The following is a 25,550-nucleotide window of genomic DNA, read 5'->3' as shown; positions in this document are numbered from 1 at the left end:
GTTACCGCAGCCGTGCCATCAGCGCGTGCTCGACCAGCGTGATCAGCGCACTCTTCGCCTCGGAGCGGTGCCGGGCGTCGGTGGTGATGATCGGGGTGTCCGGGCCGATCTGCAGGGCTTCGCGCACCTCGTCCGGTGTGTAGGGCTGCTGCCCGTCGAAGCCGTTCAGCGCGATGACGAACGGCAGGCCGCTGTTCTCGAAGTAGTCGACGGCGGGGAAGCAGTCGGCGAGCCTCCTCGTGTCGACGAGGACGACCGCGCCGATGGCGCCGCGCACCAGGTCGTCCCACATGAACCAGAAGCGGTCCTGGCCGGGGGTGCCGAACAGGTACAGGATCAGGTCCTGGTCCAGGGTGATACGACCGAAGTCCATGGCGACCGTCGTGGTCGTCTTGTCCCCGGTGTGGGTGAGGTCGTCGATGCCCGCCGAAGCAGACGTCATGACGGCCTCCGTGCGCAGCGGGTTGATCTCCGAGACGGCGCCGACGAACGTGGTCTTGCCCACGCCGAAGCCGCCCGCCACCACGATCTTCGCGGACGTGGTGGAGCGCCCCGCTTCAGAGCTTGCGAAGTCCACTGAGCACCCTCTCGAGCAGTGTCACGTCCGGTGCGCCGGTGGCCTCGTCGCCGCCGGGCTGATGGATGGCCACCAGGCCGGCCTCCGCCAGGTCCGCGACCAGGATCCTGGCCACGCCCAGCGGCATGTTGAGCAGCGCCGAGACCTCGGCGACCGACTTGACCTCGCGGCACAGGTGGCAGATCCGCTGGTGCTCCGGGAGCAGTCCCATGAGCGCCGCGGGGTCCGCAGTCGTACTGATCAGTGCCTCGATGGCCAGCTGGTAGCGCGGCCTCGTCCGGCCGCCGGTCATCGCGTACGGCCGTACCAACGGCTGGTCGCCCTCGTCCTCGTACGGCTCCGCGTACGGATCATGAGAGGTGGTGGGCGGGGTCATGAATCCTCCGGGCGGGGACAGCAAGTCGGTCAGTCAAGCCGTCTGACGGGGCCGGTGGGGGGATTGTGGCGGCCGGACGGTGGTTTGGTGAGGCGGGTGGTGCCGGGGCCGATCAGTGGAGCAAACTGCCCTGGAGCTCGGCGCGCAGGTCGGGCGTGAGCACCGCGCCCGCGCGGTCGACCAGGAGCGCCATCTCGTAGCCGACGAGGCCGATGTCGCATTCCGGGTGCGCGAGGACGGCCAGGGACGAGCCGTCCGAGACGGACATGAGGAAGAGGAACCCCCGTTCCATCTCCACGACCGTCTGGGCCACCGTGCCCCCGTCGAAGATCCGGGACGCCCCGGCGGTCAGCGAGGTCAGCCCCGAGGCGACGGCCGCGAGCTGGTCGGCGCGGTCGCGCGGAAAGCCCTCCGACATCGCCAGGAGGAGACCGTCGGCGGACACGACGACGGTGTGGGACACCCCGGGGGTGTTGTCCACGAAGTTGGTGATCAACCAGTTGAGGTTCTGTGCCGCCTGGCTCATCGGGCTCAACTAACGCTCCTGCTGGTGAGTGGGCCGTGGGAAGCTGCCGGTCTGGGTGGACCCGGCCTGACGACCCTGTGCGATACCCCGACGGAGATTGGTCAGCCGGCCACGCACGTCGTCTGGCGCGCGCGAGACCTGCGGACCGCTCTGGTGAGGCTGCTGCTGAGCCGTGCCCGGGACGAGGTTCGCCCGGGGTACGCGGCGCGGCAGACCGGAGGTGGTGACGCCGCCCGCGGCCGGCTGGCGGACGCGCTCGGCCTGCCGGACGAGCTCGTCGTTGGGCGAGCTGCGCCAAGCGGTGGAAGAAGTCGAGGCCGACCGCTGCGGGCCCGTGGGGGCCTGCGGCTGCTGCGGCGCCGGGGCAGCCGAGCCGTTGCTCTGCTGTCCCTCCGGCCGGCCGCCGCCGTGGAACCAGTTGGTCTCCAGCGTGTCGTACAGCGGCGTACGCCCGTCACCGGGGCCGGACGCCGGCGGCAGTTCCCAACCGTCGCTCGGCCGTCGCTCGTCGGGCCGCTGCGCGGCACCCCTGTTGTCCTGCTCCGGGCGGGCGGGCCGCTGCTGCGGAGCGGGCGGACGCGGGGCGCCGAAGCCGCGCGCGCCGTTGGCCTGCCCGTGGTCGAACTCGCCCGTGACTGCGGGGTCCGCCGGGCCGGGGCGGCTGGGCAGCGCGTGCCGACCGGTCGAGCTGTTGTCCTGACCGGGCGCGGGGAACTGGCCGGTGGAGCCGTTGTCGTACGCCGACGGGGTCGCGAACTGGCCCGTCGTTGAGCTGTTGTTCTGGCCCGTCGGAGCGCCGAAGACGTCCGGGCGGACGAACTGGCCCGGATTCTCGGGGGCGTTCGCGCCGGGACGGCCGAACTGGCCCGGGTTCTGCGGGCCGGTGGCACCGAAGTCGGCGGGGCCCTGGCGGTCGTCGATCCGAGGGATCTCAGCGGTGGAGCCCGGACCCTGACGGTCGTCGACGCGCGGCATGGGGGCCGTCTGGGAGACGTCCGGCTCCTCGTGGCCGCGCGGGGCGTCGGGCAGCGAGGCGCGCGGCACCGACGGCTGCGCGTTCTCGTCGCTCCAGCTCGGCACGCGCGGCTGCGGGTTGCCGCCCGGCAGCTCGGCCCGCGGACCGCCGCGCGGCGGCAGCTGCGGCTGCTTCGGACGACGGCCCTGCTCGGCGTTGCCCCGGCCACCGGCGAGGGCGTCCTGGCCCTGCGGCCCGTTCGGGTTCGCGGCCTGCAGGCCCTGCGGGGCGCCCGGCGCCTGACCGAAGCCGCCGCCCGCGGACGGGGGTGCCCCCTGCTCGAACGAAGTGGGGAGCTTGGGGGACGGGCGGCCGGGCGCGCCCTGCTCGAACGACGTGGACGGCTGGCCGGACGGACCCTGCGGCCCGCGCGCACCACCTGGCGCACCCGGACGGCCGCCTCCGTCCCGCCCGGGCAGCGCGGCCCGCGGACCCTGGCCGCCACCGAGCCGGCCCCCGCCGGGCGCACCGGCGCCGAGCGCACCGCCGCCCGCCTGGCCGCCCGCGGCCTGGCGCCGGGCCGCGGCCACGCCCGCGGGGGCCTGCGCGGCGGCGGGACCGCCACCGGCGACCGGCTGACCCGGCTTGGGCTGCGGCTTCTTGCCGCCCTGGGCGACGTCGACGGGCAGCATGACCAGCGCGGTCGTACCACCGGAGTCGGAGGGGCGTAGCTGGATGCGGATGCCGTGCCGCTGCGACAGACGGCCGACCACGAACAGACCCATGCGGCGGGAGACCGACACGTCCACGGTGGGCGGCGAGGCGAGCCGCTCGTTGATCGCGGCCAGGTCCTCCGGCGACAGACCGATACCGGTGTCGTGGATCTCGATCAGCACACGGCCGTCGGGCAGCGCGTGACCGGTGACCTTGACCTTGGTCTGCGGCGAGGAGAACGAGGTGGCGTTCTCCAGCAGCTCGGCGAGCAGGTGCACGAGGTCGTTGACGACCCGGCCGGCTACCTCGGTGGTCGGCACGGAGGCCAGCTCGATGCGCTCGTACTGCTCCACCTCGGAGGCGGCGGCACGCAGCACGTCGACCAGCGGCACGGGGCGGGTCCACCGGCGGCCGGGCTCCTCGCCCGCGAGAACCAGCAGGTTCTCACCGTTACGGCGCATACGCGTGGCGAGGTGGTCCAGCTTGAACAGCGAGGACAGCTGGTCCGGGTCGGCCTCGCGGGACTCCAGCTCGGAGATCAGCGACAGCTGGCGCTGGATCAGACCCTGGGAGCGGCGCGAGAGGTTGGTGAACATCGCGTTGACGTTGCCCCGCAGCAGGGCCTGCTCGGCCGCGAGGCGGACCGCCTCGCGGTGCACGTCGTCGAAGGCCGCGGCCACCCGGCCGATCTCGTCCCGGGAGTGCACACCGACCGACTCCACGGACGTGTCGACGTCCTGCGGGTCGGACTCGGACAGCTGCTTGACCAGCTCGGGCAGCCGGTCCTGGGCGACCCTGGTCGCGGTCTCCTCCAGGCGGCGCAGCGAGCGGATCATGGAGCGGGCCACGACGAAGGCGCCGACCAGCGACACACCGAGCACCAGCAGGATCAGCGCACCGGAGATGATCGCGTCGCGCTCGGTGGCGCTGCGCAGCTCGCGGGCCTTCTGCTCCATGTCCTCGAGCAGCCCGTGCTCGATGTTCTTCATCTGCTGGATCTTGGTGGAGCTGTCGTCCAGCCAGTCCTGGTAGGAGCGCTTCTGCAGCCCGGCCAGGCCGTCCTCGCTGCGCAGCGCGCGGCCGGCGTAGGTGTCGGTCGCCTTGATCGTCGGGTTGCCCTGGTTGATGGGCTTGAGGAGCTCCTCGGCGCCGGCGCCGTAGATGTTGGTGAAGCTGTTGATCTCGGACTTCTGGCTCTCCAGCGCCGACTCGGCGTAGAGCCGGTCGTTCTCGGAGAGGTCGCCGGAGGACCTGTCGTTGGCGGGCAGCGCCGCCGCGAGGACCGCCCGCTGCACCGACGCGTACTCCTTGGCGGCGGAGAAGGCCGCCAGGGCGCGCGTGCGCTGGATCATGTCCGGGTTGCTGGTGGCCTCCGCCATGTCCTGCGAGAGGTCCAGCAGGTTGGTGATCAGACGGTGGTAGGCCTCGACCGTCTGCGTCGAGTTGTCCTCGGCCTTGTAGGCGGTGCTGCGGATCTCGCTGAGGTCGTTCAGGTCGCGCGCCAGGCCGACGATGCTGTCGCGGACACCGCGGAGGTTGCCCTCCTTGGCCGCGTCGTCGATCTCCTCGGAGCTGGTGAGGAAGTTGTTCAGCGCCCGGTCGGTGCGCTCCCGGTAGCCCTTGACCGTGAAGTCGGTGGCCTTGGAGCCGTGTGCCAGCGGACCGGCCGACTGGTCGCGCTCCTCCTGGAGCGCGGCGGCCAGTTCGGTGGCCTGCTTGGTCATGTCCGTCAGCAGCTTCATGTTGTCGAGCTGCTGGATGTCGTCCATGGACTGGTTGATGCGCAGCGCGCCCAGCGAGGTGGCCGCGACCACCGGGAGCGCGAGCAGCGACACCAGACGGGTGGAGATGCGCCAGTTGCGCAGGGCTATTCGCGAGCCGGGGCCGGAGGGGCCCTTCGGCGGCTTCACGGCCGGTGCCGGGCTCGCGGATCCCGTGGGTGCCGACGCGCCGGGGCGCCCGGGGCGCTCACCGCCGTCGCCGGGAGCGGCCGGGCCCGGGTTCTGGGCGTGCTGGGGTGAGGGACCTCGGTCGGTCCCGCCGTGCGGCTCCGGCTCCGCCGAAGCGCTGCCATCCCTCTTGAAACGTCCCTGCACTAGCGTCGCAACCTCTGGACCAGGCACCCCACCGCGTGAACGGCGGGGCACGGTGTCGGCGTCATAGGGGCGCCCTGAATACGCCCCCGTGGTGGTCGTGAGTGACCGGCGCTGGCTCCCCCTTCTCGCCGCCACTCGGCGCTTCTGTGCGCCCCCTGTGCGCCGGCTCGATCCTGCGGCGGTCCGTGGAATTCCAGCACAGCACAGGATCTCCAACAAGGCCCGTAGTCCAGGCCGTGACATACGTGACACCCCGTGAGGGATGAGTCACCGGACGTAGAAAGTGATCTCGTCCATAACGGACGTATGCCAGCGAATCACCCAGGGGTGAGAGGTGTCCCAGTCGCCATGATCAGGAGCGGAATGGTGGCTTCGGAGGGTCAATGTCCGTTTCGTAGCGGTGGAACGCGCGTCCGGATTGGCCGATTTGCCCGTCGATTCGTGAGCAAACTCACATGCGGATCTTGCCCTCCCCCGGCCGGTGCCGGGGAATTGCATGTTTAGCCTGACGCTTTACAGAGATGGCAAAACCGACAACCCGCGCTCGCGCGGGGGTCCCCGGACCCTCCCGGCGCCCGGACACGACAGGGTCTCGTACAACCGTGAAGACGACGACGATGTTCCACAAGATCGCCAACCCGCGGCGCACGACGCTGGCCCACCTGAAGGACGCCGACGAACTGCAGACGCCGGAACAGCCGGAGCACGCCGTCGAGCTCCCCGCCCAGACCGCCAACCCCAAGCGCACCGTCCTCCAGGAGGTCCCCGTCGCGGCCATGGCCGCGCAGTAGTCACGGGGTAGTACGCGCGGCGGCCGCCGCAGCACTCAACACGGCCGCGTACGGACTTCGAGGGCGCCCCCGACAGCGGGGGCGCCCTTCATTATGCGCAGGCCGCGGACCCCGCCCCGCGTTAGCCTGGAGCGTCAGACTCCAGCCAGTTCAGTCAAGGGGCCAAGCATCCCGTGCGCATCGCCAGGTTCTCCATCGACGGGAACGTCGCCTTCGGCGCCATCGAGGGCGACAAGCAGGACGAACTCGTCCTGGACATCATCAAGGGCATCCCGTTCGCGGACTTCGAGCTCTCGGGGACGAAGGTCCCGGTGAGCAAGGTCAGGCTGCTGCCGCCGGTGCTCCCCAACAAGGTCGTCGCCTTCGGCCGCAACTACGCCGAGCACGCCAAGGAGCTGGGCAACGCGGTGCCCGACGCCCCGTTCGCCTTCTTCAAGCCCTCCACCTCGGTGATCGGCCCCGGCGACGAGATCCAGTACCCGCCCTTCTCCGAGGAGCTGCACCACGAGGCCGAGCTGGCCGTGGTGATCGGCCGGATGTGCCGCGAGGTCCCGCGCGAGCGCGTCAAGGACGTGATCTTCGGCTACACCTGCGCCAACGACATCACCGCCCGCGACGTCCAGAAGCGCGAGAAGCAGTGGGCCCGGGCCAAGGGCTTCGACAGCTCCTGCCCCCTCGGCCCCTGGGTGGAGACCGACCTGGACCCCTCCGACCTGACCATCCAGCTCACGGTCAACGGGCAGCAGCGCCAGCTGGGCCGCACCAGCGAGATGATCCACCCCATCGAGGACCTGATCGTCAACATCTCCGAGGCCATGACGCTGCTCCCCGGCGACGTGATCCTCACGGGCACCCCGGCAGGGGTCGGCCCCCTCAACGTCGGCGACGAGGTCGCCGTCACCATCGAAGGCATCGGCACTCTCACCAACAAGGTTGTCAAGCGTGGCTAGCGCACCCTCCCCCAAGCTCTCGGCTTCGCTCGAGCAGGGGGTACCCCCATCCCCCGTACGCGTCCGTTTCTGCCCCTCGCCCACCGGTAACCCCCACGTGGGTCTGGTCCGCACCGCCCTGTTCAACTGGGCGTTCGCGCGGCACCACGGCGGCACCCTGGTCTTCCGTATCGAGGACACCGACGCGGCCCGCGACTCCGAGGAGTCCTACGAGCAGCTGCTCGACTCGATGCGCTGGCTCGGCTTCGACTGGGACGAGGGCCCCGAGGTCGGCGGCCCCCACGCGCCGTACCGCCAGTCTCAGCGCATGGACCTCTACAAGGACGTCGCCCAGAAGCTCCTCGACGGCGGCTACGCCTACCGCTGCTACTGCTCCCAGGAGGAGCTGGACACCCGCCGCGAGGCCGCCCGCGCCGCCGGAAAGCCCTCCGGCTACGACGGCCACTGCCGCGAGCTGACCACCGAGCAGATCGAGCGCTACGAGGCCGAGGGCCGCACCCCGATCGTCCGCTTCCGCATGCCCGACGAGACGATCACCTTCACGGACCTGGTCCGCGGCGAGCTGACGTTCACGCCCGAGAACGTCCCGGACTACGGGATCGTACGAGCCAACGGAGCCCCTCTCTACACGCTCGTGAACCCGGTCGACGACGCCCTGATGGAGATCACCCACGTCCTGCGCGGCGAGGACCTGCTCTCCTCGACGCCCCGTCAGATCGCCCTGTACAAGGCGCTGATGGAACTCGGCATCGCCCAGCGCATCCCGGAGTTCGGCCACCTGCCGTATGTGATGGGCGAGGGCAACAAGAAGCTCTCCAAGCGCGACCCGCAGTCGAGCCTGAACCTCTACCGGGAGCGCGGCTTCCTCCCGGAGGGCCTGCTCAACTACCTCTCCCTCCTTGGCTGGTCGCTCTCGGCCGACCGGGACGTCTTCACGATGGACGAGATGGTCCAGGCCTTCGACATCGCGGAGGTGAACCCCAACCCGGCGCGCTTCGACCTGAAGAAGTGCGAGGCGATCAACGGCGACCACATCCGCCTGCTGGATGTGAAGGACTTCACCGAGCGCTGCCGCCCGTGGCTCCAGCCGCCGTTCGCCCCCTGGGCGCCGGAGGCCTTCGACGAGGCCAAGTGGCAGGCGATCGCCCCGCACGCCCAGACCCGCCTGAAGGTGCTCTCGGAGATCACGGACAACGTCGACTTCCTGTTCCTGCCGGAGCCGGCCGAGGACGAGGCCTCCTGGAACAAGGCCATGAAGGAGGGCTCCGACGCCCTGCTGCGCACGGCCCGCGAGAAGCTCGAGGCGGCCGACTGGACCTCCGCCGAGTCCCTCAAGGAGGCCGTTCTGGCCGCCGGCGAGGCCCACGGCCTCAAGCTCGGCAAGGCGCAGGCCCCCGTCCGCGTCGCCGTCACCGGCCGCACGGTCGGCCTGCCGCTGTTCGAGTCCCTGGAGATCCTGGGCAAGGACAAGACGCTGGCCCGCATCGACGCGGCCCTGGCGAAGCTGGCGGCGTAAAGGGCGATCGCACGCACGCGCGCGTGAGGGGCGGCAACCGGATCACCGGCTGCCGCCCCTTCGGCATGGTCAGACAGCGCCGGTCTCGTCGACCAGGTAGTGGCTCTCGTCGAAGATCTCCAGGACGACAACGACCATGATCGCGCCGGCCACCATGGAGCTCGAGAACCACGCCGGGAGCCATGTACGCCTTGCGCAGACGCTCGTCAAGTCACGGCATCCGACGTCGCCGGGCTCCGGAAACCGACGGACGAGAGCACGGGGCGCCCGCTACCGTCGGATCATGTGCATCTGCGCCGTGGTCTGGGACGTCGACGACACCCTCTTCGACTACACGTCCGCGGACCGCGTCGGCATGGGCGCCCATCTGGCCGCCGAGGGAACGCTGGACACCTACGAGAGCGTCGAGCAGGCCATCAGGCGCTGGCGGGAGGTCACCGACCAGCAGTGGGCCCGGTTCTCGGCCGGAGAGGTCTCCTTCCAGGACCAGCGGCGCGACCGCGTACGGGTGTTCCTGGGCGAGGAGCTGAGCGACGCCGAGGCCGACGCCTGGTTCGAGCGGTACATCGCCCACTACGAGGCCGCCTGGGCCCTCTTCCCGGACGTCCTGCCCGTCCTGGACGCCCTCGCCGCCAGCCACCGGCACGCCGTGCTGTCCAACTCCAGCCTCACCGTCCAGGACCGCAAGCTGCGCGTCCTCGGCGTCCACGACCGCTTCGAGGCCATCCTGTGCGCCGCCGAGCTCGGCATCTCCAAGCCCGAGGCCGGGGCGTTCCTGGCGGCCTGTGACGCACTCGGCCTCGCCCCGCGCGAGGTCGCGTACGTCGGCGACCACCCGGAGATCGACGGCCGCGGCGCCGCCGACGCCGGGCTGCTGTCGGTCTGGATCGACCGCGGCGGCGCGTACGCCACCGTCGAGCCCCCGACCGGGCCGCACCGCATCGCGTCCCTCGCCGAACTGCCCACCCTGCTCGGCTCGGATACTCGTTTTGGAGCCCCGTCCACCTTCAGGTAATGTTCTTCCTGCGCCGCCGGGGAGCGGGCCGGAAGGCCGGAACCCCCCAAGCGCAGAACTAGAACAAGATCCCCTCTGGGGCTTGCGTTCCAGTGGCCTATGGTGTAATTGGCAGCACGACGGATTCTGGTTCCGTTAGTCTTGGTTCGAGTCCAGGTAGGCCAGCTCGCAGAGCTTATCTGCAACCCGCGGATTCCATCCGCAAGCCCCCGTTGTGTAGCGGCCTAGCACGCTGCCCTCTCAAGGCAGTAGCGCCGGTTCGAATCCGGTCGGGGGTACTGGTTCCGATCATCTCGGGACTGCTAGGGCCCCCGTTGTGTAGCGGCCTAGCACGCTGCCCTCTCAAGGCAGTAGCGCCGGTTCGAATCCGGTCGGGGGTACTGACTGGTCTAAACCATCATTGGTCTATGGTGTAATTGGCAGCACGACTGATTCTGGTTCAGTTAGTCTTGGTTCGAGTCCAGGTAGACCAGCTCGGACCTGCGGAAACGCAGAGTCCACGCCCCCGTTGTGTAGCGGCCTAGCACGCCGCCCTCTCAAGGCGGTAGCGCCGGTTCGAATCCGGTCGGGGGTACGCACAGGAAGGACCCTCCCTCGGGAGGGTCCTTCCGCTTGTGTACGGTCGTACAGGTCTTGTGTACCGGTCACTTCCGGCCGAACCGCCGCCGCGACTCCTCCGCCTCCGCGAGCCGGCGCAGGCTGAGCAGCACCGGCTCGTACAGCACGGTCAGCGCCACCGCGGCCTCCACCTGCTCGTCCGGTGTCCCGTAGCGCTCTACAACGTCCAGGTCGGTGACGGCGATCCGTTCCATCGCGCGGGCGTACGGCTCCAAGTCACCGGCGGAGCACGGGTAACCGAGCCGGGACAGCGTGGTGATCGCGGTCACCAGCATCCCGTACGCGGGCGAGGTCGCCTCCGCGGACCTGTCGCCGCAGCTCCAGCCGAGCCGGTCCATGAGCTCGTCGGCGATGCGCCTGGCCACCTCGGTGGCCGGGTCGTCCGGGTCCGGCGCCAGGCCGTGCGGCAGGGCCCAGACAGCGGTGCCCAGGCGCTCGTTCCGGTCCAGCGTCTCGTCCTGCAGGGCGGCGAGCACCTCCCTGGCCGAGTTCACCGAAATCCGTCCCACTTGAATCATTGCCCTCACCAGGCGCAGCCGTCGCAGGTGCCCCTCGTCGTACTCGGACTGCGTGGCCGTGACCCGGCGTCCGGGATGCAGCAGGCCTTCGCGCAGGTAGTACTTGATCGTCGCCGTGGACACCCCGCTGCGCTCGCTCAGCTCCGCCAGCCGCATCCGCTCCGCACCCCAGTCCTCTTGCGCCCGACATTGGAGAGTGTCACTATCCAAGCATGGATAGTGTTGCTATCCAATGCGGTCGGAAACACGAGGAGCGGGGGACGCCATGAGTGCCAAGCCGATCGAAGGACGTATGACCGCCGCGCACGTGGACGACGTGGTCGTCTTCCTCATCGGGATGCGCATCAACAGCTTCACCGCACTGCGCAGTTGGGTGCCGGTGGCCCGGGCCATGGGCCCGATGATCGCGGAGCTGTCACGCGAGAAGGGCGGCGGACTGCTCGGCCACCAGATCCTGACGGGCTGGCCGCGCGTGCTGTACGTGGTGCAGTACTGGGAGTCGAAGGAGAAGCTCCTCGCCTACGCGTCTGCGCCGGACAAGAGGCACCGCCCCGCCTGGGCCGCCTTCAATCGGCGGCTGCGCGAGGGCAGGGGCAAGGTCGGCTTCTGGCACGAGACGTACGTCGTGCCGGCCGGGTCCTACGAGTCGATCTACATGAACATGCCCGAGTTCGGCCTGGGCGAGGCCACCGGGGTCGTGCCGGTCGGCCGCCGGGGCGAGCGGGCGGCCGACCGGCTCCGGGTCTCCTGAGCGCGTCCGCTGCTCGTCGACGTCCTTGCCGGGGGAGGGCCTGCCGCGGCGTTGAGGCCGGCCCTTCCCTTGACGTACCGGCGGACGGATCAGCCGGAGCGGCGCAGGGCCTCCGAGAGACGGGCGGCCGCGTCGATCACGGCCTGGGCGTGCATACGGCCCGGGTGGCGGGTCAGGCGCTCGATGGGGCCGGAGACCGAGACGGCGGCCACGACACGGTTCGAGGGGCCGCGTACGGGGGCGGAGACGGACGCGACGCCCGGCTCCCGCTCCCCGATCGACTGGGCCCAGCCGCGGCGCCGTACGCCCGACAGGGCCGTCGCCGTGAAGCGGGCGCCCTGCAGGCCGCGGTGCAGCCGCTCGGGCTCCTCCCAGGCGAGCAGGATCTGGGCCGACGATCCGGCCTTCATCGTGAGCGTCGAGCCGACCGGGACCGTGTCCCGAAGGCCGGACAGGCGCTCCGCCGCGGCGACGCAGATGCGCATGTCGCCCTGGCGGCGGTACAGCTGCGCGCTCTCGCCCGTGACGTCACGGAGGTGGGTGAGCACCGGGCCGGCGGTGGCGAGGAGGCGGTCCTCACCCGCGGCCGCGGCCAGTTCTGCCAGGCGAGGGCCGAGGATGAACCGGCCCTGCATGTCGCGCGCCACCATGCGGTGGTGTTCCAGGGCCACGGCCAGGCGGTGGGCCGTGGGTCGTGCCAGTCCGGTGGCGCCGACCAGGCCCGCGAGGGTGGCCGGACCGGACTCCAGAGCGCTCAGGACGAGGGCCGCCTTGTCCAGAACGCCGACGCCGCTACTGTTGTCCATGCAACGATACTTGCGTCTCACTCTGTGAAACGCAAGTTCAATTTTCCGTGGAACGCGCCACCCTGGAAGACACGAAGTCACAGCGGCCCGTGACGTAAGGGCCTGGCGGCGGGTGCCCGGAAACCAGGGGTGCGGGCCCTGCCTCCTCAAGATCTCTAGTTGGGTCGGCGCACGTCTTCGCCGGCCGGAGGGAAAGCGATGGGTAGGACACTCGCGGAGAAGGTCTGGGACGACCATGTCGTCCGGCGCGCCGAGGGCGAGCCCGACCTCCTCTTCATCGATCTGCACCTGCTGCACGAGGTGACCAGCCCGCAGGCCTTCGACGGCCTCCGCAAGAGCGGCCGGCAGGTCCGCCGCCTCGACCTGACCATCGCGACCGAGGACCACAACACCCCGACCCTCGACATCGACAAGCCGATCGCCGACCCGGTCTCCCGGGTCCAGCTGGAGACGCTGCGCAAGAACTGCGCCGACTTCGGCGTGCGCCTGCACCCGCTGGGCGACGTCGAGCAGGGTGTCGTCCACGTCGTCGGCCCGCAGCTGGGTCTGACCCAGCCCGGCATGACCGTCGTCTGCGGCGACTCGCACACCTCCACGCACGGTGCCTTCGGCGCGCTGGCGTTCGGCATCGGCACCTCCCAGGTCGAGCACGTGCTGGCCACCCAGACGCTGCCGATGGCCCGCCCGAAGACCATGGCGATCACGGTCAACGGCGAACTGCCCGAGGGTGTCACGGCCAAGGACCTGATCCTGGCGATCATCGCGAAGATCGGCACGGGCGGCGGCCAGGGCTACGTCCTGGAGTACCGCGGCGAGGCCATCGAGAAGCTCTCGATGGAGGCCCGGATGACCATCTGCAACATGTCGATCGAGGCCGGCGCCCGCGCGGGCATGATCGCCCCCGACGAGACCACCTTCGAGTACCTCAAGGGCCGCCCGCACGCCCCCGAGGGCGAGGACTGGGACGCGGCCGTCGCGTACTGGAAGACGCTGAAGACGGACGAGGACGCCGAGTTCGACGCCGAGGTGGTCATCGAGGCCGCCGAGCTGTCGCCGTTCGTCACCTGGGGCACCAACCCCGGCCAGGGTGCGCCGCTTTCCGCGTCCGTCCCCGACCCCGCTTCGTACGAAGACGCTTCGGAGCGCCTCGCCGCCGAAAAGGCCCTGGAATACATGGGGTTGGAGGCCGGGCAGCCGCTGCGCTCCATCAAGGTGGACACCGTCTTCGTAGGCTCCTGCACCAACGGCCGCATCGAGGACCTGCGCGCCGCCGCCGAGATCCTCCAGGGCCGCAAAGTCGCCGACGGCGTACGGATGCTGGTCGTCCCGGGCTCCGCGCGGGTGGGTCTGCAGGCCGTCTCCGAGGGCCTCGACGTGGTCTTCAAGGAGGCCGGCGCCGAGTGGCGGCACGCGGGCTGCTCGATGTGTCTGGGCATGAACCCCGACCAGCTGGCCCCGGGCGAGCGCTCCGCGTCCACCTCCAACCGCAACTTCGAGGGCCGGCAGGGCAAGGGCGGCCGTACGCACCTCGTGTCCCCGCAGGTCGCAGCCGCCACAGCCGTGCTGGGCCATCTGGCCTCCCCGGCCGACCTGTCCGACGCCGACGTATCCACGCCCGCTGGAGTCTGATCAGTCATGGAAGCATTCACCACGCACACCGGCCGGGCCGTCCCGCTGCGCCGCAGCAACGTCGACACGGACCAGATCATCCCCGCCCACTGGCTCAAGAAGGTCACGCGGGACGGGTTCGAGGACGGGCTGTTCGAGGCCTGGCGCAAGGACCCGTCGTTCATCCTCAACCAGCCCGAGCGGCAGGGCGCGACCGTCCTGGTCGCCGGCCCCGACTTCGGCACCGGCTCCTCCCGCGAGCACGCCGTCTGGGCGCTGCAGAACTACGGCTTCAAGACCGTGATCTCCTCCCGCTTCGCGGACATCTTCCGCGGCAACTCGCTCAAGAACGGCCTGCTCACGGTGGTTCTGGAGCAGAAGATCGTGGACGCGCTGTGGGAGATCACCGAGAAGGACCCGCAGGCCGAGATCACCGTCGACCTGGTCGCCCGCGAGGTGCGCGCCGAGGGCATCACCGCCTCCTTCGAGCTGGACGAGAACGCCCGCTGGCGGCTGCTGAACGGTCTGGACGACATCTCGATCACGCTGCAGAACGAGGAGGACATCGCCGCGTACGAGGCGAAGCGTCCGTCGTTCAAGCCGCGGACCCTCCAGGTGTGATCCGAAGCCGGTAGAGCAAGACGACTTTCGGCCACCTCAAGACCCCCGCTGTACCCCCGATCAGCCCGATCGGGGGTACAGCCATGTCTGCGCCCGAACGGCCGCGCGTGCCGCGCGGAGCGTCCTCAACTTCCCACGTTACGACGGTGGTTGTTGGGGTACGCGAGCTGTGCAGCCGTGGCCTTTGCCGGTGCTCGGAAGGCCGTTTGAGGCGGCAGTTGCACCCTGCGCAGGCGACAACTCGCCCCAGATGGCACAATCTGTGCATGGAACACGACGGCCAACTCGAGCTCTATGCGGCGGTCGCGGTCCAGCTCAAGGAAGCGCACTCCAGGGTGCGCGCACTGCAAGTCCCGGAGGGCGTACGGATGGCGCTGACCCGGAAGCTGCTGGTCATTACGGCCGTGGCCAAGCACGATCTCGCCGATGCGGCAAGGCGTCTGGAGCGGTTCACCGTGGACCTCGACGAGGGGCGTTTCCCCGCCGAGGACCGCTGAACCAGTCGAGACCGTCGAGTTCGTTGCGGCGCACGGGTGACTAGCCCGTTTCGTGTTTGATTTGCGGTATATATCTGCCTAACGTGCGAAAAAGCTTGAACACTTTCGTTCTGGCAATGTCTCCGAAGGGGAAGACGTGAACAAGGCGCAGCTCGTAGAAGCGATTGCCGACAAGATGGGTGGCCGCCAGCAGGCCGCCGATGCTGTCGACGCGGTACTGGACGCCATCGTCCGCGCGGTGGTCGCGGGTGACCGGGTTTCGGTCACCGGCTTCGGTTCCTTCGAGAAGGTCGACCGTCCGGCCCGCTACGCCCGCAACCCGCAGACGGGCGAGCGGGTTCGGGTCAAGAAGACCTCCGTCCCGCGCTTCCGTGCGGGCCAGGGCTTCAAGGACCTGGTCAGCGGCTCGAAGAAGCTCCCGAAGGGCGACATCGCGGTTAAGAAGGCGCCCAAGGGCAGCCTGACCGGCGGCGCGGCCGCCACGGTCAAGAAGGCGGCCGCGAAGAAGACCACCAAGGCGGCGGCGAAGAAGACCACCGCCAAGAAGGCGCCGGCCAAGAAGACCACCACGGCCGCCGCCAAGAAGACCACGGCGAAGAAGGCGCCCGCCAAGAAGACCACGGCGACCGCCAAGACCACCGCCGCGAAGAAGACCACCGCCAAGAAGGCCCCGGCCAAGAAGGCGACGGCCAAGAAGGCCCCCGCGAAGAAGTCGACGGCGCGCAGCACCGCCAAGAAGACCACCGCCCGCAAGAAGTAAGGGCAGGCCGCAGGGCACTCACAACGCCGGGCCGGACTCCGTGACGGAGTCCGGCCCGCGGCGTGTCCGAAGGCACTGATCAGGAAGTGATCAGAGTGTCTGGAGCGTCACGAGAGTGATCCGGAGGCTGTCCGTCGGCCCCTCCGTCTCGATCCGCACCCGCTGCCCCGGCCTGAGCAGCCGAAGACCTCCCGCGTCGAACGCCGCCGCGTCGAAGGGCACCGGGGTGCCGTCGTCCAGCAGCACCTGCCCGCTGCGGGTTTCGGGGTCGTACGTGTACGCGGTCGCCTGCATGGCGGCAGCCTACTGCCCGGGTATCAGCAACCGCGCGGCGGCCGCGGCCGTGTGGGGGCCCACGCCCAGGGCGAGTGCGGCGCGCAGGTCGTCGCCGGTGTCCACGTCCTGGCGTACGGAATCCACCGCGGCGAGGCGCAGTTCCGCGGCTCCGGAGGCGCGGTGGCGGGCCCGGGAATCGGTGCCGAAAGCGGGGCGCAATTCCTCGCCCGGGGCCGTGGCCAGCAGGGTCGTACCGATTGCGGCCGCGTCCGGGAGAAAAGCGCGCGGGAATTCCGCCGCCGCATCCAGTACCCGGGACAATTCCAGCGGGCGCAGCGCCGGAAGATCGGCGTTCAGCGCCGCCACCGGGCTTTCGGGACGTGCGGCCCGTACGACCGCCGCCGCGTGGGCGAGAGCGGCGTTCAGGCCGCTCGCCGGTTCGTCGGGGACGATCCACGCGCCCAGCGCGCCCAGCTCGTGGCCGGCCAGCTGATCGTCCGTGACGACCGCCACATCCTTCACCGCCGGGCATGCCAGCGCGGCCGCCACCGTGTCCTGGGCGAAGGCGAGCGCGAGGCCCGGCCGCAGCCCGTCGTCCGCGGTGTCCGAGAGCCTGCTCTTGGCCAGCGCCAGGGGTTTCAGGGGTACGACCAGGGTCCACAGCACGAGCGTTCCGTCCCTCTCTTGTCGCGGTCATTGTCACCCGGGGCATCGGGCGGTGACGGTGCCGGGGCGTACGGTGTTCTCGACAGACCGGCGGCCTGGGGCGACACTTGTGCGGCCCTGGCCCCCCCGTTCCAGGTCCTCGGTTCCAGGTCTAGAGGAAGGTGTCCGCGTGCCCCGCCGCAGAATCGGCTTCTGGTACCGCTTCGCCGCGGTGATCTGCAAACCGCCGCTGGTGGTTCTGCTCAAGCGGGACTGGCGCGGAATGGAGCACATTCCGGCCGAGGGTGGATTTATCACCGTGGTGAACCACAATTCGCACATCGATCCCTTCGCCTACGCGCACTTTCAGTACAACACCGGCCGCGTCCCACGATTCCTCGCGAAGAGCGCGCTTTTCACGAAGGGCTTCGTCGCCGCCGCGATGCGCGGCACCGGGCAGATCCCCGTCTACCGCGAGAGCACGGACGCGCTGAGCGCCTTCCGGGCCGCGATCGACGCCGTGGAGCGCGGCGAGTGCGTCGCCTTCTACCCGGAGGGCACCCTCACCCGCGACCCCAACGGCTGGCCCATGACCGGCAAGACCGGTGCCGCGCGCGTCGCCCTGCAGACCAAGTGCCCGGTGATCCCCGTCGCCCAGTGGGGCGCCAACGAGCTGCTGCCGCCGTACGCCAGGAAGCCGAACCTCTTCCCGCGCAAGACCCACCACGTCCTGGCGGGTCCGCCGGTGGACCTCACGCGTTTCTACGACAAGGAGATGACCCCGGAGCTGCTGAAGGAGGCGACCGAGGTCATCATGGCGGCCATCACCCGCCAGCTGGAGCAGATCCGGGGCGAGAAGGCGCCCGAGACGCCCTACGACCCGCGCCGGGAGCGGGTCGAGCAGCGGCGCCGGACGCAGGCGCAGACGCAGGGCAGGCGCGTGCAGGAAGAGGGGCTGGGCAAGTGAGCAAGCCGGTCAAGGCGGCGGTCTTCAGCGCCGGTTCGTGGGGCACGGCCTTCGGCATGGTGCTCGCCGACGCCGGGTGCGAGGTCACCCTGTGGGCGCGTCGCGCCCAGGTCGCGGACGCCATCAACTCCACCCGGACCAATCCCGACTACTTCCCGGGCGTCGAGCTCCCGGAGCACATGCGGGCCACCACGGACCCCGCCGAGGCCGCCGCCGACGCCGACTTCACGGTCCTGTCGGTGCCCTCGCAGACGCTGCGCGGCAACCTCGCCGAGTGGACGCCGCTGCTCGCCCCCGGCACCGTCCTGGTGTCGCTGATGAAGGGCATCGAACTCGGCTCCGCGATGCGGATGAGCGAGGTCATCGACGACGTCGCCAAGGTCGGCCAGGACCGGATCGCCGTGGTCACCGGCCCCAACCTGGCCCGCGAGATCGCCGCCCGCATGCCGGCCGCCGCCGTGGTCGCCTGCACCGACGATGCCGTCGCCCAGCGGCTCCAGGCCGCCTGCCACACGCCGTACTTCCGCCCGTACACCAACACCGACGTCGTGGGCTGCGAGCTCGGCGGAGCGGTCAAGAACGTCATCGGCCTCGCCGTCGGCATCGCGGACGGCATGGGCCTCGGCGACAACGCCAAGGGCTCGCTCATCACCCGCGGACTCGCCGAAACGACCCGGCTGGGCATGGCCCTCGGCGCCGACCCGCTGACCTTCTCCGGACTCGCGGGCCTGGGCGACCTGGTGGCCACCTGCTCCTCGCCGCTGTCCCGCAACCACACCTTCGGCACCAACCTCGGCAAGGGCATGACCCTGGAGGAGACCATCGCGGTCACCAAGCAGACCGCCGAGGGCGTCAAGTCCTGCGAGTCGGTGCTGGATCTGGCCCGCCGGCACGGCGTCGACATGCCGATCACGGAGACGGTCGTCGGCATCGTGCACGAGGGCAAGCCTCCGGTGGTCGCCCTCAAGGAGCTGATGTCGCGCAGCGCGAAGCCCGAACGACGCTGAGCAACACCGGCCGGCGGACGCTGTCTCGGCGCCCTACCAACGGGTACTCTCATCGCGATATGAGCACCGAGAACCTCCCCCAGAGCCCCGAGCAGCCGCCCCGCAACCCGCGCGTGGCCGTCGTGTTCGGCGGTCGCAGCTCCGAACACGGGATCTCCGTGGTCACCGCCGGTGCCGTCCTGCGGGCCATCGACCGGACGAAGTACGACGTCCTGCCGATCGGCATCACCCGGGACGGCCGTTGGGCGCTCACGGCCGACGAGCCCGAACGCATGGCGATCACCGACCGGCGTACGCCCAGCGTGGAGGAGCTCGCCGAGTCGCAGGAGGGCGGCGTGGTGCTCCCCGTCGACCCCGCCAACCGCGAAGTCGTCTACAGCGAGCCGGGTTCGGTGCCCAAGGCGCTCGGCGAGGTCGACGTGGTCTTCCCGGTGCTGCACGGCCCGTACGGCGAGGACGGCACCCTCCAGGGCCTCCTGGAGCTCTCCGGCGTCCCGTACGTGGGCTCGGGGGTGCTCTCCTCGGCCGTCGGCCAGGACAAGGAGTACATGAAGCGGGTGTTCGCCTCGTTCGGGCTGAAGGTGGGCCCGTACGTGGTGATCCGGCCGCGCGAGTGGGAGCGTGACGAGTCCGCCGCCCGCAAGAAGATCATCGACTTCGCCGGCGAGCACGGCTGGCCGCTGTTCGTGAAGCCCGCGCGCGCGGGCTCGTCGATCGGCATCACCAAGGTCGAGGACCTGTCCGGCCTCGACGAGGCGATCGCCGAGGCGCGGCGGCACGACCCGAAGATCCTCGTGGAGGCGGCGCTGCGCGGCCGCGAGATCGAGTGCGGCGTGCTGGAGTTCGAGGACGGCCCGCGGGCCTCCGTACCCGCCGAGATCCCGTCGCCCGAGGCGCACGCCTACTACGACTTCGAGGCGAAGTACATCGACTCCACCCCCGGCATCGTGCCCGCCCCGCTGACCGACGAGCAGACCGCCGAGGTGCGGAAGCTGGCGGTGGAGGCGTTCGAGGCGGCCTCCTGCGAGGGGCTCGTCCGTGCGGACTTCTTCCTCACCGAGGACGGTGAGTTCGTGATCAACGAGATCAACACGATGCCCGGCTTCACGCCCATCTCGATGTACCCGCAGATGTGGCAGGCCAGCGGGGTGAGCTACCCGGAGCTGGTGGACCGGCTGGTGCAGGCGGCGCTGCGGCGGTCCACCGGTTTGCGGTGACGGCCGTACCGTCTAGTCGGCGATCCCTTCGGGGATCGCCTTCTTGACGGCCGGGGCCAGGTCGATCAGCACGCCGGAGCTGTCGTGCCCCTTGGGCACCTGCACCTCGACGTACGCCTCGCGGTTGGCCGTGGTGAAGCGGTAGGCGCCGTCGCCCTGCTTCTCCATCAGCCAGTCGACGCCGTTCACCCCGCCGGCCACCGCGTCCGGGTCGTGGCCGTCGGCCACCTTGGGGTCGGTCATCTTCGGCGGTTGCACGACACCGCACCGAAGTATGATCGCCGGGCTGCCCCAGCCCGCGGTCAGCGCGGACGCGGGCTCGGGATCGTCGCGGCTCTCACCGTCCACCTTCGCCGGCAGTACCTTGTCCAGGTTCTGGCACAGCTTCGTGACCTTCGCGTCAGGGCTGGGAACCGCCGCCGACGCGCTGTCGTCTGCTGAGGAGCAGCCCGCGGCGGTGATCAGCAGGACGATCCCGGGCAGGGCGAGGACGAGGCGGTGCCGGTGACGCGAAGAGTTCACCGGCACAGGGTAGACGGGGGCTACAGATGGACGACCGGGCAGGTCAGGGTACGGGTGATGCCGTCCACCTGCTGGACCTTGGCGACCACCATGCGGCCCAGGTCGTCGACGGTGTCGGCCTGGGCCCGCACGATGACGTCGTACGGTCCTGTCACGTCCTCGGCCTGGATCACCCCAGGGATCTTGCTGATCGTCTCGGCGACGGTCGACGCCTTGCCGACCTCCGTCTGGATCAGGATGTACGCCTGTACCACGGAACCTCCAGGGCGGCCACGAGGATCATGTGGGGAAAAGGAACGCCACGGTATCGCGTCGCCGCTCGCCGCGGGGAGACCCGCGGGGATCAGGTCTTGCGCGCCGGGGTGCGGGCACGGCAGAAGTCGACGGTCACTTCGACCGTAGCGAGGACACTGGGGACTCGCGACCGGGCACGGACAGGGACAGAAGGGGAGAAAGGGCAATGAAGGGCACTGTTGGTGAGCTCGGGGAGTTCGGGCTCATCAGGGAGCTCACCTCCCGTCTCACCACCACCCCGGCGGTCCGGGTCGGCCCCGGCGACGACGCCGCGGTGGTGGCCGCGCCCGACCGCAGGGTCGTGGCCAGCACCGACATCCTGCTGGAGGGCCGGCACTTCCGCCGGGACTGGTCGACGGCCTACGACGTGGGCCGCAAGGCGGCCGCGCAGAACCTGGCCGACATCGCCGCGATGGGCGCCGTGCCGACCGCGCTGCTGCTCGGCCTGGTCGTGCCCGCCGAACTGCCGGTGACCTGGCCGAGCGAGCTGATGGACGGCCTGCGCGACGAGTGCCAGGTCGCGGGTGCCGCCGTGGTGGGCGGGGACGTGGTGCGCGGCGACACGATCACGGTGGCGATCACGGCACTGGGCGATCTGCGCAACCAGGAGCCCGTGACGCGGGCGGGCGCGCAGCCGGGCGACCTCGTGGCCGTGACGGGCTGGCTGGGCTGGTCGGCCGCCGGGTACGCGGTGCTGTCGCGCGGCTTCCGCTCACCGCGGGCGTTCGTCGAGGCCCACCGGCGCCCCGAGCCGCCGTATCACGCGGGACCGGCCGCGGCCGCGCTCGGCGCGACGGCGATGTGCGACGTGAGCGACGGGCTGATCGCGGACCTCGGGCACATCGCCGAGGCCAGCAAGGTGCGGATCGACATCCGCTCGGGCGCGATCGACATCCCGTCCCAGATGAACGACATCGGGCAGGCCGTCGGCGTCGACCCCATGCAGTGGGTGCTGACCGGGGGAGAGGACCACGCGATCGTGGCGACCTTCCCGCCGGACGTGAAGCTGCCCGCCCGCTGGAAGGTCATCGGCGAGGTCCTCAACCCGTCGGCGCTGCCGCAGGTGACGGTCGACGGGGCTCCCTGGACGAGCCAGGGTGGCTGGGACCACTTCGGGGACATCGAGTCATGAGCGCCGTGGGTGTTCCGCCGAGGGTGCTGACGGTCGCGGGCTCCGACTCCGGAGGCGGGGCCGGGATCCAGGCCGACCTGAAGACGATGCTCGCGCTCGGCGTGCACGGCATGAGCGTGATCACGGCGGTGACCGCGCAGAACTCGCTCGGCGTGCAGGGCGCTTGGGAGCTGCCGGTGGAGGCGGTGCGGGGCCAGTACCGCAGCGTCGTCGACGACATCGGCGTCCAGGCGGTCAAGACCGGGATGCTCGCCTCCGCCGAACTCGTCGAGGCGGTCGCCGAGTTGATCGCGGGGACGGACGCGCCGACGGTCGTCGACCCGGTGGGGGTGTCCAAGCACGGGGATCCGCTGCTCGCGGCCTCCGCGCTGGACTCCGTACGCACGAAGCTGCTGCCGGCCGCGACGGTCGCCACTCCGAACCTCGACGAGGTGGCGCAACTGACGGGGGTCCGGGTCGAGTCGGACGCCGGGATGCGCGCGGCCGCCGCGGCGGTGCTGGCGTACGGGACGCGCTGGGTGCTGATCAAGGGCGGCCACCTGTCCGGGGACGCCGTGGACCTGCTCACGGACGGCTCCGAGGAGCACTGGCTGCGGGCGCCGCGGCATGACAACCGGCACACGCACGGCACGGGCTGCACGCTGGCCTCGGCGATCGCGTCACAGCTCGCGAAGGGGCAGTCGGTGCCGGAGGCGGTGGCGGTGGCGAAGGAGTACGTCACCGGGGCGATCGCGGCCGGGTTCGCGCTCGGCGGGGGGATCGGGCCGGTGGATCATGGGTGGCGGTTCCGGGCCGACTCTTAGGGGCCAATCCTAGGGGCCGGGCCGACTCCTGGGACCGGCTACCGGTACGCGTACGGGCGGTACGCGTACGGGCACGGTACGGGTACGGCAAAAAGCCGGTCCACCCGGGGGTGGACCGGCTCAATGCAGCGAACCAGCTGTGGCCGCGCGCTAGCTGAGCGTCAGCGCGAGACCTTGCCGGCCTTGATGCACGAGGTGCAAGCGTTCACGCGCTTCGGCGTCCCGCCCACCACGGTACGCACACGCTGGATGTTCGGGTTCCAGCGGCGGGACGTACGGCGGTGCGAGTGCGAGATGTTGTTGCCGAAGCCCGGCCCCTTGCCGCAGACGTCGCAGTTGGCAGCCACGGGTCACTCCAAAGACTTCAGATGCACTTACGGTTAATCCCGGCATGCCGGGATCGAGATCTTAGGCTCTTGCGAGCGGTCCGAGATCTGAGTGGCGCTGCCAGGGGGAATGGCCCGATCAGGATCGGGCAACCGGAGCAGCATACAACGGCTGCGCCCGTACAACGAAACTACCATGGCAGCTCAGGGGCCCGTCCCCGGCCCTCTGCGGGTCGGCACCCACCCGGGGTCTACGCTGCCTGCCACGTCCAGCAGCTCAGGGAGGCGCAGGTGGCGCAGGTGCCGCAGACGTTCTTCGATGCTCTCGCGGTGCGCACCTGGTGCGGTCTCGCGCTGGAGGCGCTGGGGCGGGCGCGTGAGGAGATCGACGCGATCAACGTCTATCCGGTGGCGGACGGGGACACCGGCACGAACCTGTATCTGACCGTGGAGTCGGCGGTCACGGCGGTGGAGGCGGTGTTCGCGGGGCACGAGGTGGGGTCCGGTGTGGGGCCCGGCGGCTCCCGTGGTGGGGAAGGAGCCGGCGGGGCCGGGGGTCCTGAGAGGCCCACGTTCGCCGACGCAGCGCGAGCGATGGCGCACGGGGCGCTGATCGGCGCGCGCGGGAACTCCGGGACGATCCTGGCGCAGCTGCTGCGCGGCATGGCGCAGGTGCTCGCCGCCGACGGGGAGACCGCGCACGCCGACGGACAGGGCCTGCAGCTCGCCCTGCGGCACGCCGCCGACTCCGCCCGTCAGGCCGTGGCCCACCCCGTCGAGGGCACGGTCCTGACGGTCGCCTCGGCCGCCGCCGACGCCGCCGCCGACGCGGCCGGTGATGCCGAGGGCGACTGCGGGTCGGTCGCGCGGGCGGCCTACGAGGGGGCCTGCCGGGCCCTCGCCGCGACTCCGGGCCAGCTGGCCGTCCTGCAACGGGCCGGGGTGGTCGACGCGGGCGGCCGGGGCCTGGTGGCGGTGCTGGCGGCGTTGGTGGAGACGTTCACGGGGGAGAAGCCCAGGGCGGTGGTCTCCGCGGCAGCGCACCCGGGGGTGGGGTCCGGCTCTGCAGCGGTCCCTCGGTCGCGGGTGCACTCCGACGCCGGAGAGGCTGCGCAGGCAGGGGTGGATTCTGGCGTGGCGGGGGCGGCGCACGGGCATGTGCAGGCCGGTTCGGGAGGGGATCCGGACGCGCGCATGAAGGTCGGCTCTGTAGCGGGCCCGGGCACGGGCCTGAACGCGGGCCAGGAGCCCGGTCGTCCGGCAGCGGAGCCGCTCGCGCGCACGGAGTCCGATACGGCAGCTGCCCCGCACGCGTGCGTGCAGCCCGGCTCAGAAGGGGTGGCGTACGCGCGCGTGGAGCCCGGCTCGGCAGGGGATCCGTACGCGAGCGTGGAGCCCGGCTCGGCAGGGGATCCGGACGCGTGCACAGGGGCCGGTTCGGCAGTGGACGCGCACGCGTGCGTGCAGCCCGGTTCGTTGGTCGAGGCGCACGCGTGTGTGCAGCCTGGTTCGGCAGTGGACCCAGTGGACGCACACGCGTGCGTGCAGCCCGCCTCGGCGGTCGACGCGCACACGCCCGTGCGGCACGGTTCGGCAGTGGACCCGGATGCGCCTGCGGAGCCCGCCTTGGCAGCGGCGGCGCGCATGGACGGGACGGCCGTCGAAGACCCCGCGGCGGCCGTCGGTGAGCTCGGCGAGTGCGCTGACGGCGCGGGTGGCCCGGAGCAGGGTGGCCCCGCGTTCGAGGTGATCTACCTCCTGGAGGCCGAGGACGCCGCCGTCGCGCGGTTGCGGGAGCGGCTCGACGTCCTCGGGGACTCGCTGGTCGTGGTCGGTGGCGACGGGCTGTGGAACGTCCATGTGCATGTCGACGACGCGGGCGCCGCCGTGGAGGCGGGCGTCGAGGCCGGGCGGCCGTACCGGATCCGGATCACGCACTTCGGCGTCGGCGACGTGCACACCACCCGCGGTGAGCGACCGCCCCGGGAACGCGCTCAGCGCGCCGTCGTGGCCGTCGTGCCCGGCGAGGGCCTGGCCGGGCTGTACACCGAAGCCGGCGCGACGACCGTGCTCGCCCGCCCCGGGGAGCCGCCCGCGAGCGGGGAGCTCGTACAGGCCGTACGGCGGGCCCACGCGCGCGAAGTCGTGCTGCTGCCCAATGACGCGGAGCTGCGCCACACCGCCGCCGCGGCGGCGGAGCAGGCCCGCGCCGAGGGCGTCCGCGTGGCCCTCATCCCGACCCGTTCCGCGGTCCAGGGGATCGCGGCGCTCGCCGTGCACGAGCCGGAGCGCCGCTTCGACGAGGACGTCGTGTCGATGACCTCGGCGGCGGGCGCGACCCGCTACGCCGAGGTCACCATCGCCGAACGCCAGTCGTGGACCATGGCCGGCATCTGCCAGGCCGGTGACGTCCTCGGCCTCATCGACGGCGACGTGGCCGTGATCGGCTCGGACGTCACCGCCACCGCCGAGACCGTCCTGGACCGCATGCTCGCGGCCGGCGGCGAGATGGTCACCCTGGTCCTCGGCGACGAGGCCCCCGACTCCGTCGCCGAGCGGCTGGAGGCCAGGGTCCGTGAGGGGTACCTCGCCGTCGACACGGTGGTCTACCGGGGCGGACGGCAGGGGGCGCTGCTGCTCATCGGGGTCGAGTAGCACCCCGGTCC

27 protein-coding genes and 5 tRNA genes are annotated in these 25,550 nt (G+C 70.9%); 20 read left to right on the top strand and 12 right to left on the bottom strand.

Translation table 11 applies throughout. The features are described from left to right. Window position 1 precedes the first annotated feature (1 nt). From ACYVMZ_RS24385 to ACYVMZ_RS24370, 4 genes are all read right to left on the bottom strand, one after another. Window positions 2-577 (bottom strand): GTP-binding protein, encoded by a 576-nt coding sequence (locus ACYVMZ_RS24385; protein ID WP_461083074.1) that lies wholly within the window; start codon window positions 575-577, stop codon window positions 2-4. Next, on the bottom strand, window positions 558-953 hold the full coding sequence (locus tag ACYVMZ_RS24380) for a DUF742 domain-containing protein (RefSeq protein WP_461083072.1): 396 nt from the start codon (window positions 951-953) through the stop codon (window positions 558-560). The genes ACYVMZ_RS24385 and ACYVMZ_RS24380 overlap by 20 nt, the downstream gene beginning before the upstream one ends. A gap of 112 nt (window positions 954-1,065) precedes the next feature. Beyond that, a complete protein-coding gene (locus tag ACYVMZ_RS24375) occupies window positions 1,066-1,479 on the bottom strand; it encodes a roadblock/LC7 domain-containing protein (RefSeq protein WP_365671366.1) in 414 nt (137 codons plus the stop codon). Window positions 1,480-1,488: 9 nt separating this feature from the next. Then, complete coding sequence (locus tag ACYVMZ_RS24370; RefSeq protein ID WP_461083070.1) at window positions 1,489-5,244, bottom strand: sensor histidine kinase; 3,756 nt, start codon at window positions 5,242-5,244, stop codon at window positions 1,489-1,491. A 602-nt stretch (window positions 5,245-5,846) separates the two neighbouring features. Between ACYVMZ_RS24370 and ACYVMZ_RS24365 the strand changes: the two genes are divergently transcribed. The 3 genes from ACYVMZ_RS24365 (at window position 5,847) to gltX (ending at window position 8,501) form a co-directional block, all read left to right on the top strand. Further along, window positions 5,847-6,035, top strand: coding sequence for a hypothetical protein (locus ACYVMZ_RS24365; protein WP_461083307.1), 189 nt, complete (start codon window positions 5,847-5,849; stop codon window positions 6,033-6,035). Between the two features lie 173 nt (window positions 6,036-6,208). Then, window positions 6,209-6,985: a fumarylacetoacetate hydrolase family protein gene (locus ACYVMZ_RS24360; RefSeq protein WP_461083068.1), complete on the top strand. Its 777-nt coding sequence runs from the start codon at window positions 6,209-6,211 to the stop codon at window positions 6,983-6,985. Next, window positions 6,978-8,501 carry a glutamate--tRNA ligase gene (gene gltX, locus ACYVMZ_RS24355; protein ID WP_461083066.1) on the top strand — a complete coding sequence of 508 codons (1,524 nt, stop codon included), beginning with the start codon at window positions 6,978-6,980 and terminating at the stop codon, window positions 8,499-8,501. Before ACYVMZ_RS24360 ends, gltX begins: the two co-directional genes overlap by 8 nt. 69 nt (window positions 8,502-8,570) lie before the next feature. Here the strand turns inward: gltX and ACYVMZ_RS24350 are convergent, their stop codons facing one another. Then, entirely contained in the window at window positions 8,571-8,711 is a 141-nt protein-coding gene (locus tag ACYVMZ_RS24350; RefSeq protein ID WP_461083064.1) for a hypothetical protein, read from the bottom strand. 73 nt (window positions 8,712-8,784) lie between these two features. On the opposite strand from ACYVMZ_RS24350, the gene ACYVMZ_RS24345 reads away from it, so the two are divergent. From ACYVMZ_RS24345 to ACYVMZ_RS24320, 6 genes are all read left to right on the top strand, one after another. Continuing rightward, a complete protein-coding gene (locus ACYVMZ_RS24345; protein ID WP_461083062.1) occupies window positions 8,785-9,516 on the top strand; it encodes an HAD family hydrolase in 732 nt (243 codons plus the stop codon). A 93-nt stretch (window positions 9,517-9,609) separates the two neighbouring features. Beyond that, window positions 9,610-9,681 (top strand) — tRNA-Gln (locus tag ACYVMZ_RS24340). A gap of 40 nt (window positions 9,682-9,721) precedes the next feature. Further along, window positions 9,722-9,794: transfer RNA gene (locus tag ACYVMZ_RS24335), tRNA-Glu, on the top strand. 29 nt (window positions 9,795-9,823) lie between these two features. Then, window positions 9,824-9,896, top strand: a tRNA-Glu gene (locus ACYVMZ_RS24330). A 21-nt stretch (window positions 9,897-9,917) separates the two neighbouring features. Further along, window positions 9,918-9,989: transfer RNA gene (locus ACYVMZ_RS24325), tRNA-Gln, on the top strand. A 28-nt stretch (window positions 9,990-10,017) separates the two neighbouring features. Then, a tRNA-Glu gene (locus ACYVMZ_RS24320) sits at window positions 10,018-10,090 on the top strand. Window positions 10,091-10,160: 70 nt separating this feature from the next. Here the strand turns inward: ACYVMZ_RS24320 and ACYVMZ_RS24315 are convergent. After that, window positions 10,161-10,808, bottom strand: a complete 648-nt coding sequence (locus ACYVMZ_RS24315) for a MerR family transcriptional regulator (RefSeq protein ID WP_461083060.1) — start codon at window positions 10,806-10,808, stop codon at window positions 10,161-10,163. A gap of 109 nt (window positions 10,809-10,917) precedes the next feature. On the opposite strand from ACYVMZ_RS24315, the gene ACYVMZ_RS24310 reads away from it, so the two are divergent. Next, window positions 10,918-11,403: a DUF4188 domain-containing protein gene (locus tag ACYVMZ_RS24310; RefSeq protein WP_461083058.1), complete on the top strand. Its 486-nt coding sequence runs from the start codon at window positions 10,918-10,920 to the stop codon at window positions 11,401-11,403. An 89-nt stretch (window positions 11,404-11,492) separates the two neighbouring features. Here the strand turns inward: ACYVMZ_RS24310 and ndgR are convergent, their stop codons facing one another. Continuing rightward, window positions 11,493-12,209 carry an IclR family transcriptional regulator NdgR gene (gene ndgR / locus ACYVMZ_RS24305; RefSeq protein ID WP_023546516.1) on the bottom strand — a complete coding sequence of 239 codons (717 nt, stop codon included), beginning with the start codon at window positions 12,207-12,209 and terminating at the stop codon, window positions 11,493-11,495. 198 nt (window positions 12,210-12,407) lie between these two features. Here ndgR and leuC point away from each other — a divergent pair, with 198 nt between their 5' ends. From leuC to ACYVMZ_RS24285, 4 genes are all read left to right on the top strand, one after another. Continuing rightward, window positions 12,408-13,838 carry a 3-isopropylmalate dehydratase large subunit gene (gene leuC, locus ACYVMZ_RS24300; RefSeq protein ID WP_461083056.1) on the top strand — a complete coding sequence of 477 codons (1,431 nt, stop codon included), beginning with the start codon at window positions 12,408-12,410 and terminating at the stop codon, window positions 13,836-13,838. Between the two features lie 6 nt (window positions 13,839-13,844). Further along, entirely contained in the window at window positions 13,845-14,438 is a 594-nt protein-coding gene (leuD, locus tag ACYVMZ_RS24295) for a 3-isopropylmalate dehydratase small subunit (protein WP_461083054.1), read from the top strand. Between the two features lie 266 nt (window positions 14,439-14,704). Continuing rightward, a complete protein-coding gene (locus ACYVMZ_RS24290) occupies window positions 14,705-14,935 on the top strand; it encodes an SCO5555 family protein (RefSeq protein WP_461083052.1) in 231 nt (76 codons plus the stop codon). Window positions 14,936-15,071: 136 nt separating this feature from the next. After that, window positions 15,072-15,695, top strand: coding sequence for an HU family DNA-binding protein (locus ACYVMZ_RS24285; RefSeq protein WP_461083050.1), 624 nt, complete (start codon window positions 15,072-15,074; stop codon window positions 15,693-15,695). A 90-nt stretch (window positions 15,696-15,785) separates the two neighbouring features. Here ACYVMZ_RS24285 and ACYVMZ_RS24280 read toward each other — a convergent pair whose 3' ends face one another. Further along, the gene (locus ACYVMZ_RS24280) at window positions 15,786-15,989 is read right to left on the bottom strand and encodes a hypothetical protein (RefSeq protein ID WP_461083048.1); all 204 of its coding nucleotides are present in this window, start codon (window positions 15,987-15,989) and stop codon (window positions 15,786-15,788) included. 9 nt (window positions 15,990-15,998) lie between these two features. Then, a complete protein-coding gene (gene cofC, locus ACYVMZ_RS24275; protein WP_461083046.1) occupies window positions 15,999-16,637 on the bottom strand; it encodes a 2-phospho-L-lactate guanylyltransferase in 639 nt (212 codons plus the stop codon). A 169-nt stretch (window positions 16,638-16,806) separates the two neighbouring features. Between cofC and ACYVMZ_RS24270 the strand changes: the two genes are divergently transcribed. From ACYVMZ_RS24270 to ACYVMZ_RS24260, 3 genes are read left to right on the top strand one after another with little or no spacing between them, the layout of a single operon-like run. Then, a complete protein-coding gene (locus ACYVMZ_RS24270; RefSeq protein WP_461083044.1) occupies window positions 16,807-17,583 on the top strand; it encodes a lysophospholipid acyltransferase family protein in 777 nt (258 codons plus the stop codon). Continuing rightward, on the top strand, window positions 17,580-18,590 hold the full coding sequence (locus tag ACYVMZ_RS24265) for an NAD(P)H-dependent glycerol-3-phosphate dehydrogenase (RefSeq protein ID WP_461083042.1): 1,011 nt from the start codon (window positions 17,580-17,582) through the stop codon (window positions 18,588-18,590). The genes ACYVMZ_RS24270 and ACYVMZ_RS24265 overlap by 4 nt, the downstream gene beginning before the upstream one ends. A 59-nt stretch (window positions 18,591-18,649) precedes the next feature. Then, entirely contained in the window at window positions 18,650-19,807 is a 1,158-nt protein-coding gene (locus ACYVMZ_RS24260) for a D-alanine--D-alanine ligase family protein (protein ID WP_461083040.1), read from the top strand. 12 nt (window positions 19,808-19,819) lie between these two features. Here the strand turns inward: ACYVMZ_RS24260 and ACYVMZ_RS24255 are convergent, their stop codons facing one another. Together ACYVMZ_RS24255 and ACYVMZ_RS24250 are read right to left on the bottom strand one after the other, a co-directional pair. Next, window positions 19,820-20,329, bottom strand: a complete 510-nt coding sequence (locus tag ACYVMZ_RS24255; protein WP_461083038.1) for a DUF3515 domain-containing protein — start codon at window positions 20,327-20,329, stop codon at window positions 19,820-19,822. Window positions 20,330-20,349: 20 nt separating this feature from the next. Beyond that, window positions 20,350-20,583, bottom strand: a complete 234-nt coding sequence (locus tag ACYVMZ_RS24250) for an Lrp/AsnC family transcriptional regulator (protein ID WP_003997603.1) — start codon at window positions 20,581-20,583, stop codon at window positions 20,350-20,352. Between the two features lie 206 nt (window positions 20,584-20,789). Between ACYVMZ_RS24250 and ACYVMZ_RS24245 the strand changes: the two genes are divergently transcribed. Both ACYVMZ_RS24245 and thiD read left to right on the top strand, forming a co-directional pair. Further along, on the top strand, window positions 20,790-21,755 hold the full coding sequence (locus tag ACYVMZ_RS24245) for a thiamine-phosphate kinase (RefSeq protein ID WP_461083036.1): 966 nt from the start codon (window positions 20,790-20,792) through the stop codon (window positions 21,753-21,755). After that, window positions 21,752-22,558, top strand: a complete 807-nt coding sequence (thiD, locus tag ACYVMZ_RS24240; protein ID WP_461083034.1) for a bifunctional hydroxymethylpyrimidine kinase/phosphomethylpyrimidine kinase — start codon at window positions 21,752-21,754, stop codon at window positions 22,556-22,558. Before ACYVMZ_RS24245 ends, thiD begins: the two co-directional genes overlap by 4 nt. A gap of 161 nt (window positions 22,559-22,719) precedes the next feature. On the opposite strand, the gene rpmB is transcribed toward thiD, so the two are convergent. Beyond that, window positions 22,720-22,905, bottom strand: a complete 186-nt coding sequence (rpmB, locus tag ACYVMZ_RS24235) for a 50S ribosomal protein L28 (RefSeq protein ID WP_003993230.1) — start codon at window positions 22,903-22,905, stop codon at window positions 22,720-22,722. A 270-nt stretch (window positions 22,906-23,175) separates the two neighbouring features. On the opposite strand from rpmB, the gene ACYVMZ_RS24230 reads away from it, so the two are divergent. After that, window positions 23,176-25,539, top strand: coding sequence for a DAK2 domain-containing protein (locus ACYVMZ_RS24230; RefSeq protein ID WP_461083032.1), 2,364 nt, complete (start codon window positions 23,176-23,178; stop codon window positions 25,537-25,539). Window positions 25,540-25,550: the final 11 nt, after the last annotated feature.

Source organism: Streptomyces deserti (assembly GCF_054782695.1).
This window is presented reverse-complemented; position numbering and strand designations above follow the sequence as displayed.

Coding starts and splice junctions, on each gene's coding strand:
- ACYVMZ_RS24380 (WP_461083072.1), bottom strand. CDS start 953: ATGACCCCGCCCACCACCTCTCATGATCCGTACGCGGAGCCGTACGAG.
- ACYVMZ_RS24375 (WP_365671366.1), bottom strand. CDS start 1,479: ATGAGCCAGGCGGCACAGAACCTCAACTGGTTGATCACCAACTTCGTG.
- ACYVMZ_RS24345 (WP_461083062.1), top strand. CDS start 8,785: ATGTGCATCTGCGCCGTGGTCTGGGACGTCGACGACACCCTCTTCGAC.
- ACYVMZ_RS24315 (WP_461083060.1), bottom strand. CDS start 10,808: ATGCGGCTGGCGGAGCTGAGCGAGCGCAGCGGGGTGTCCACGGCGACG.
- ACYVMZ_RS24310 (WP_461083058.1), top strand. CDS start 10,918: ATGAGTGCCAAGCCGATCGAAGGACGTATGACCGCCGCGCACGTGGAC.
- ndgR (WP_023546516.1), bottom strand. CDS start 12,209: ATGGACAACAGTAGCGGCGTCGGCGTTCTGGACAAGGCGGCCCTCGTC.
- leuC (WP_461083056.1), top strand. CDS start 12,408: ATGGGTAGGACACTCGCGGAGAAGGTCTGGGACGACCATGTCGTCCGG.
- leuD (WP_461083054.1), top strand. CDS start 13,845: ATGGAAGCATTCACCACGCACACCGGCCGGGCCGTCCCGCTGCGCCGC.
- ACYVMZ_RS24290 (WP_461083052.1), top strand. CDS start 14,705: ATGGAACACGACGGCCAACTCGAGCTCTATGCGGCGGTCGCGGTCCAG.
- ACYVMZ_RS24280 (WP_461083048.1), bottom strand. CDS start 15,989: ATGCAGGCGACCGCGTACACGTACGACCCCGAAACCCGCAGCGGGCAG.
- ACYVMZ_RS24260 (WP_461083040.1), top strand. CDS start 18,650: ATGAGCACCGAGAACCTCCCCCAGAGCCCCGAGCAGCCGCCCCGCAAC.
- ACYVMZ_RS24245 (WP_461083036.1), top strand. CDS start 20,790: ATGAAGGGCACTGTTGGTGAGCTCGGGGAGTTCGGGCTCATCAGGGAG.
- thiD (WP_461083034.1), top strand. CDS start 21,752: ATGAGCGCCGTGGGTGTTCCGCCGAGGGTGCTGACGGTCGCGGGCTCC.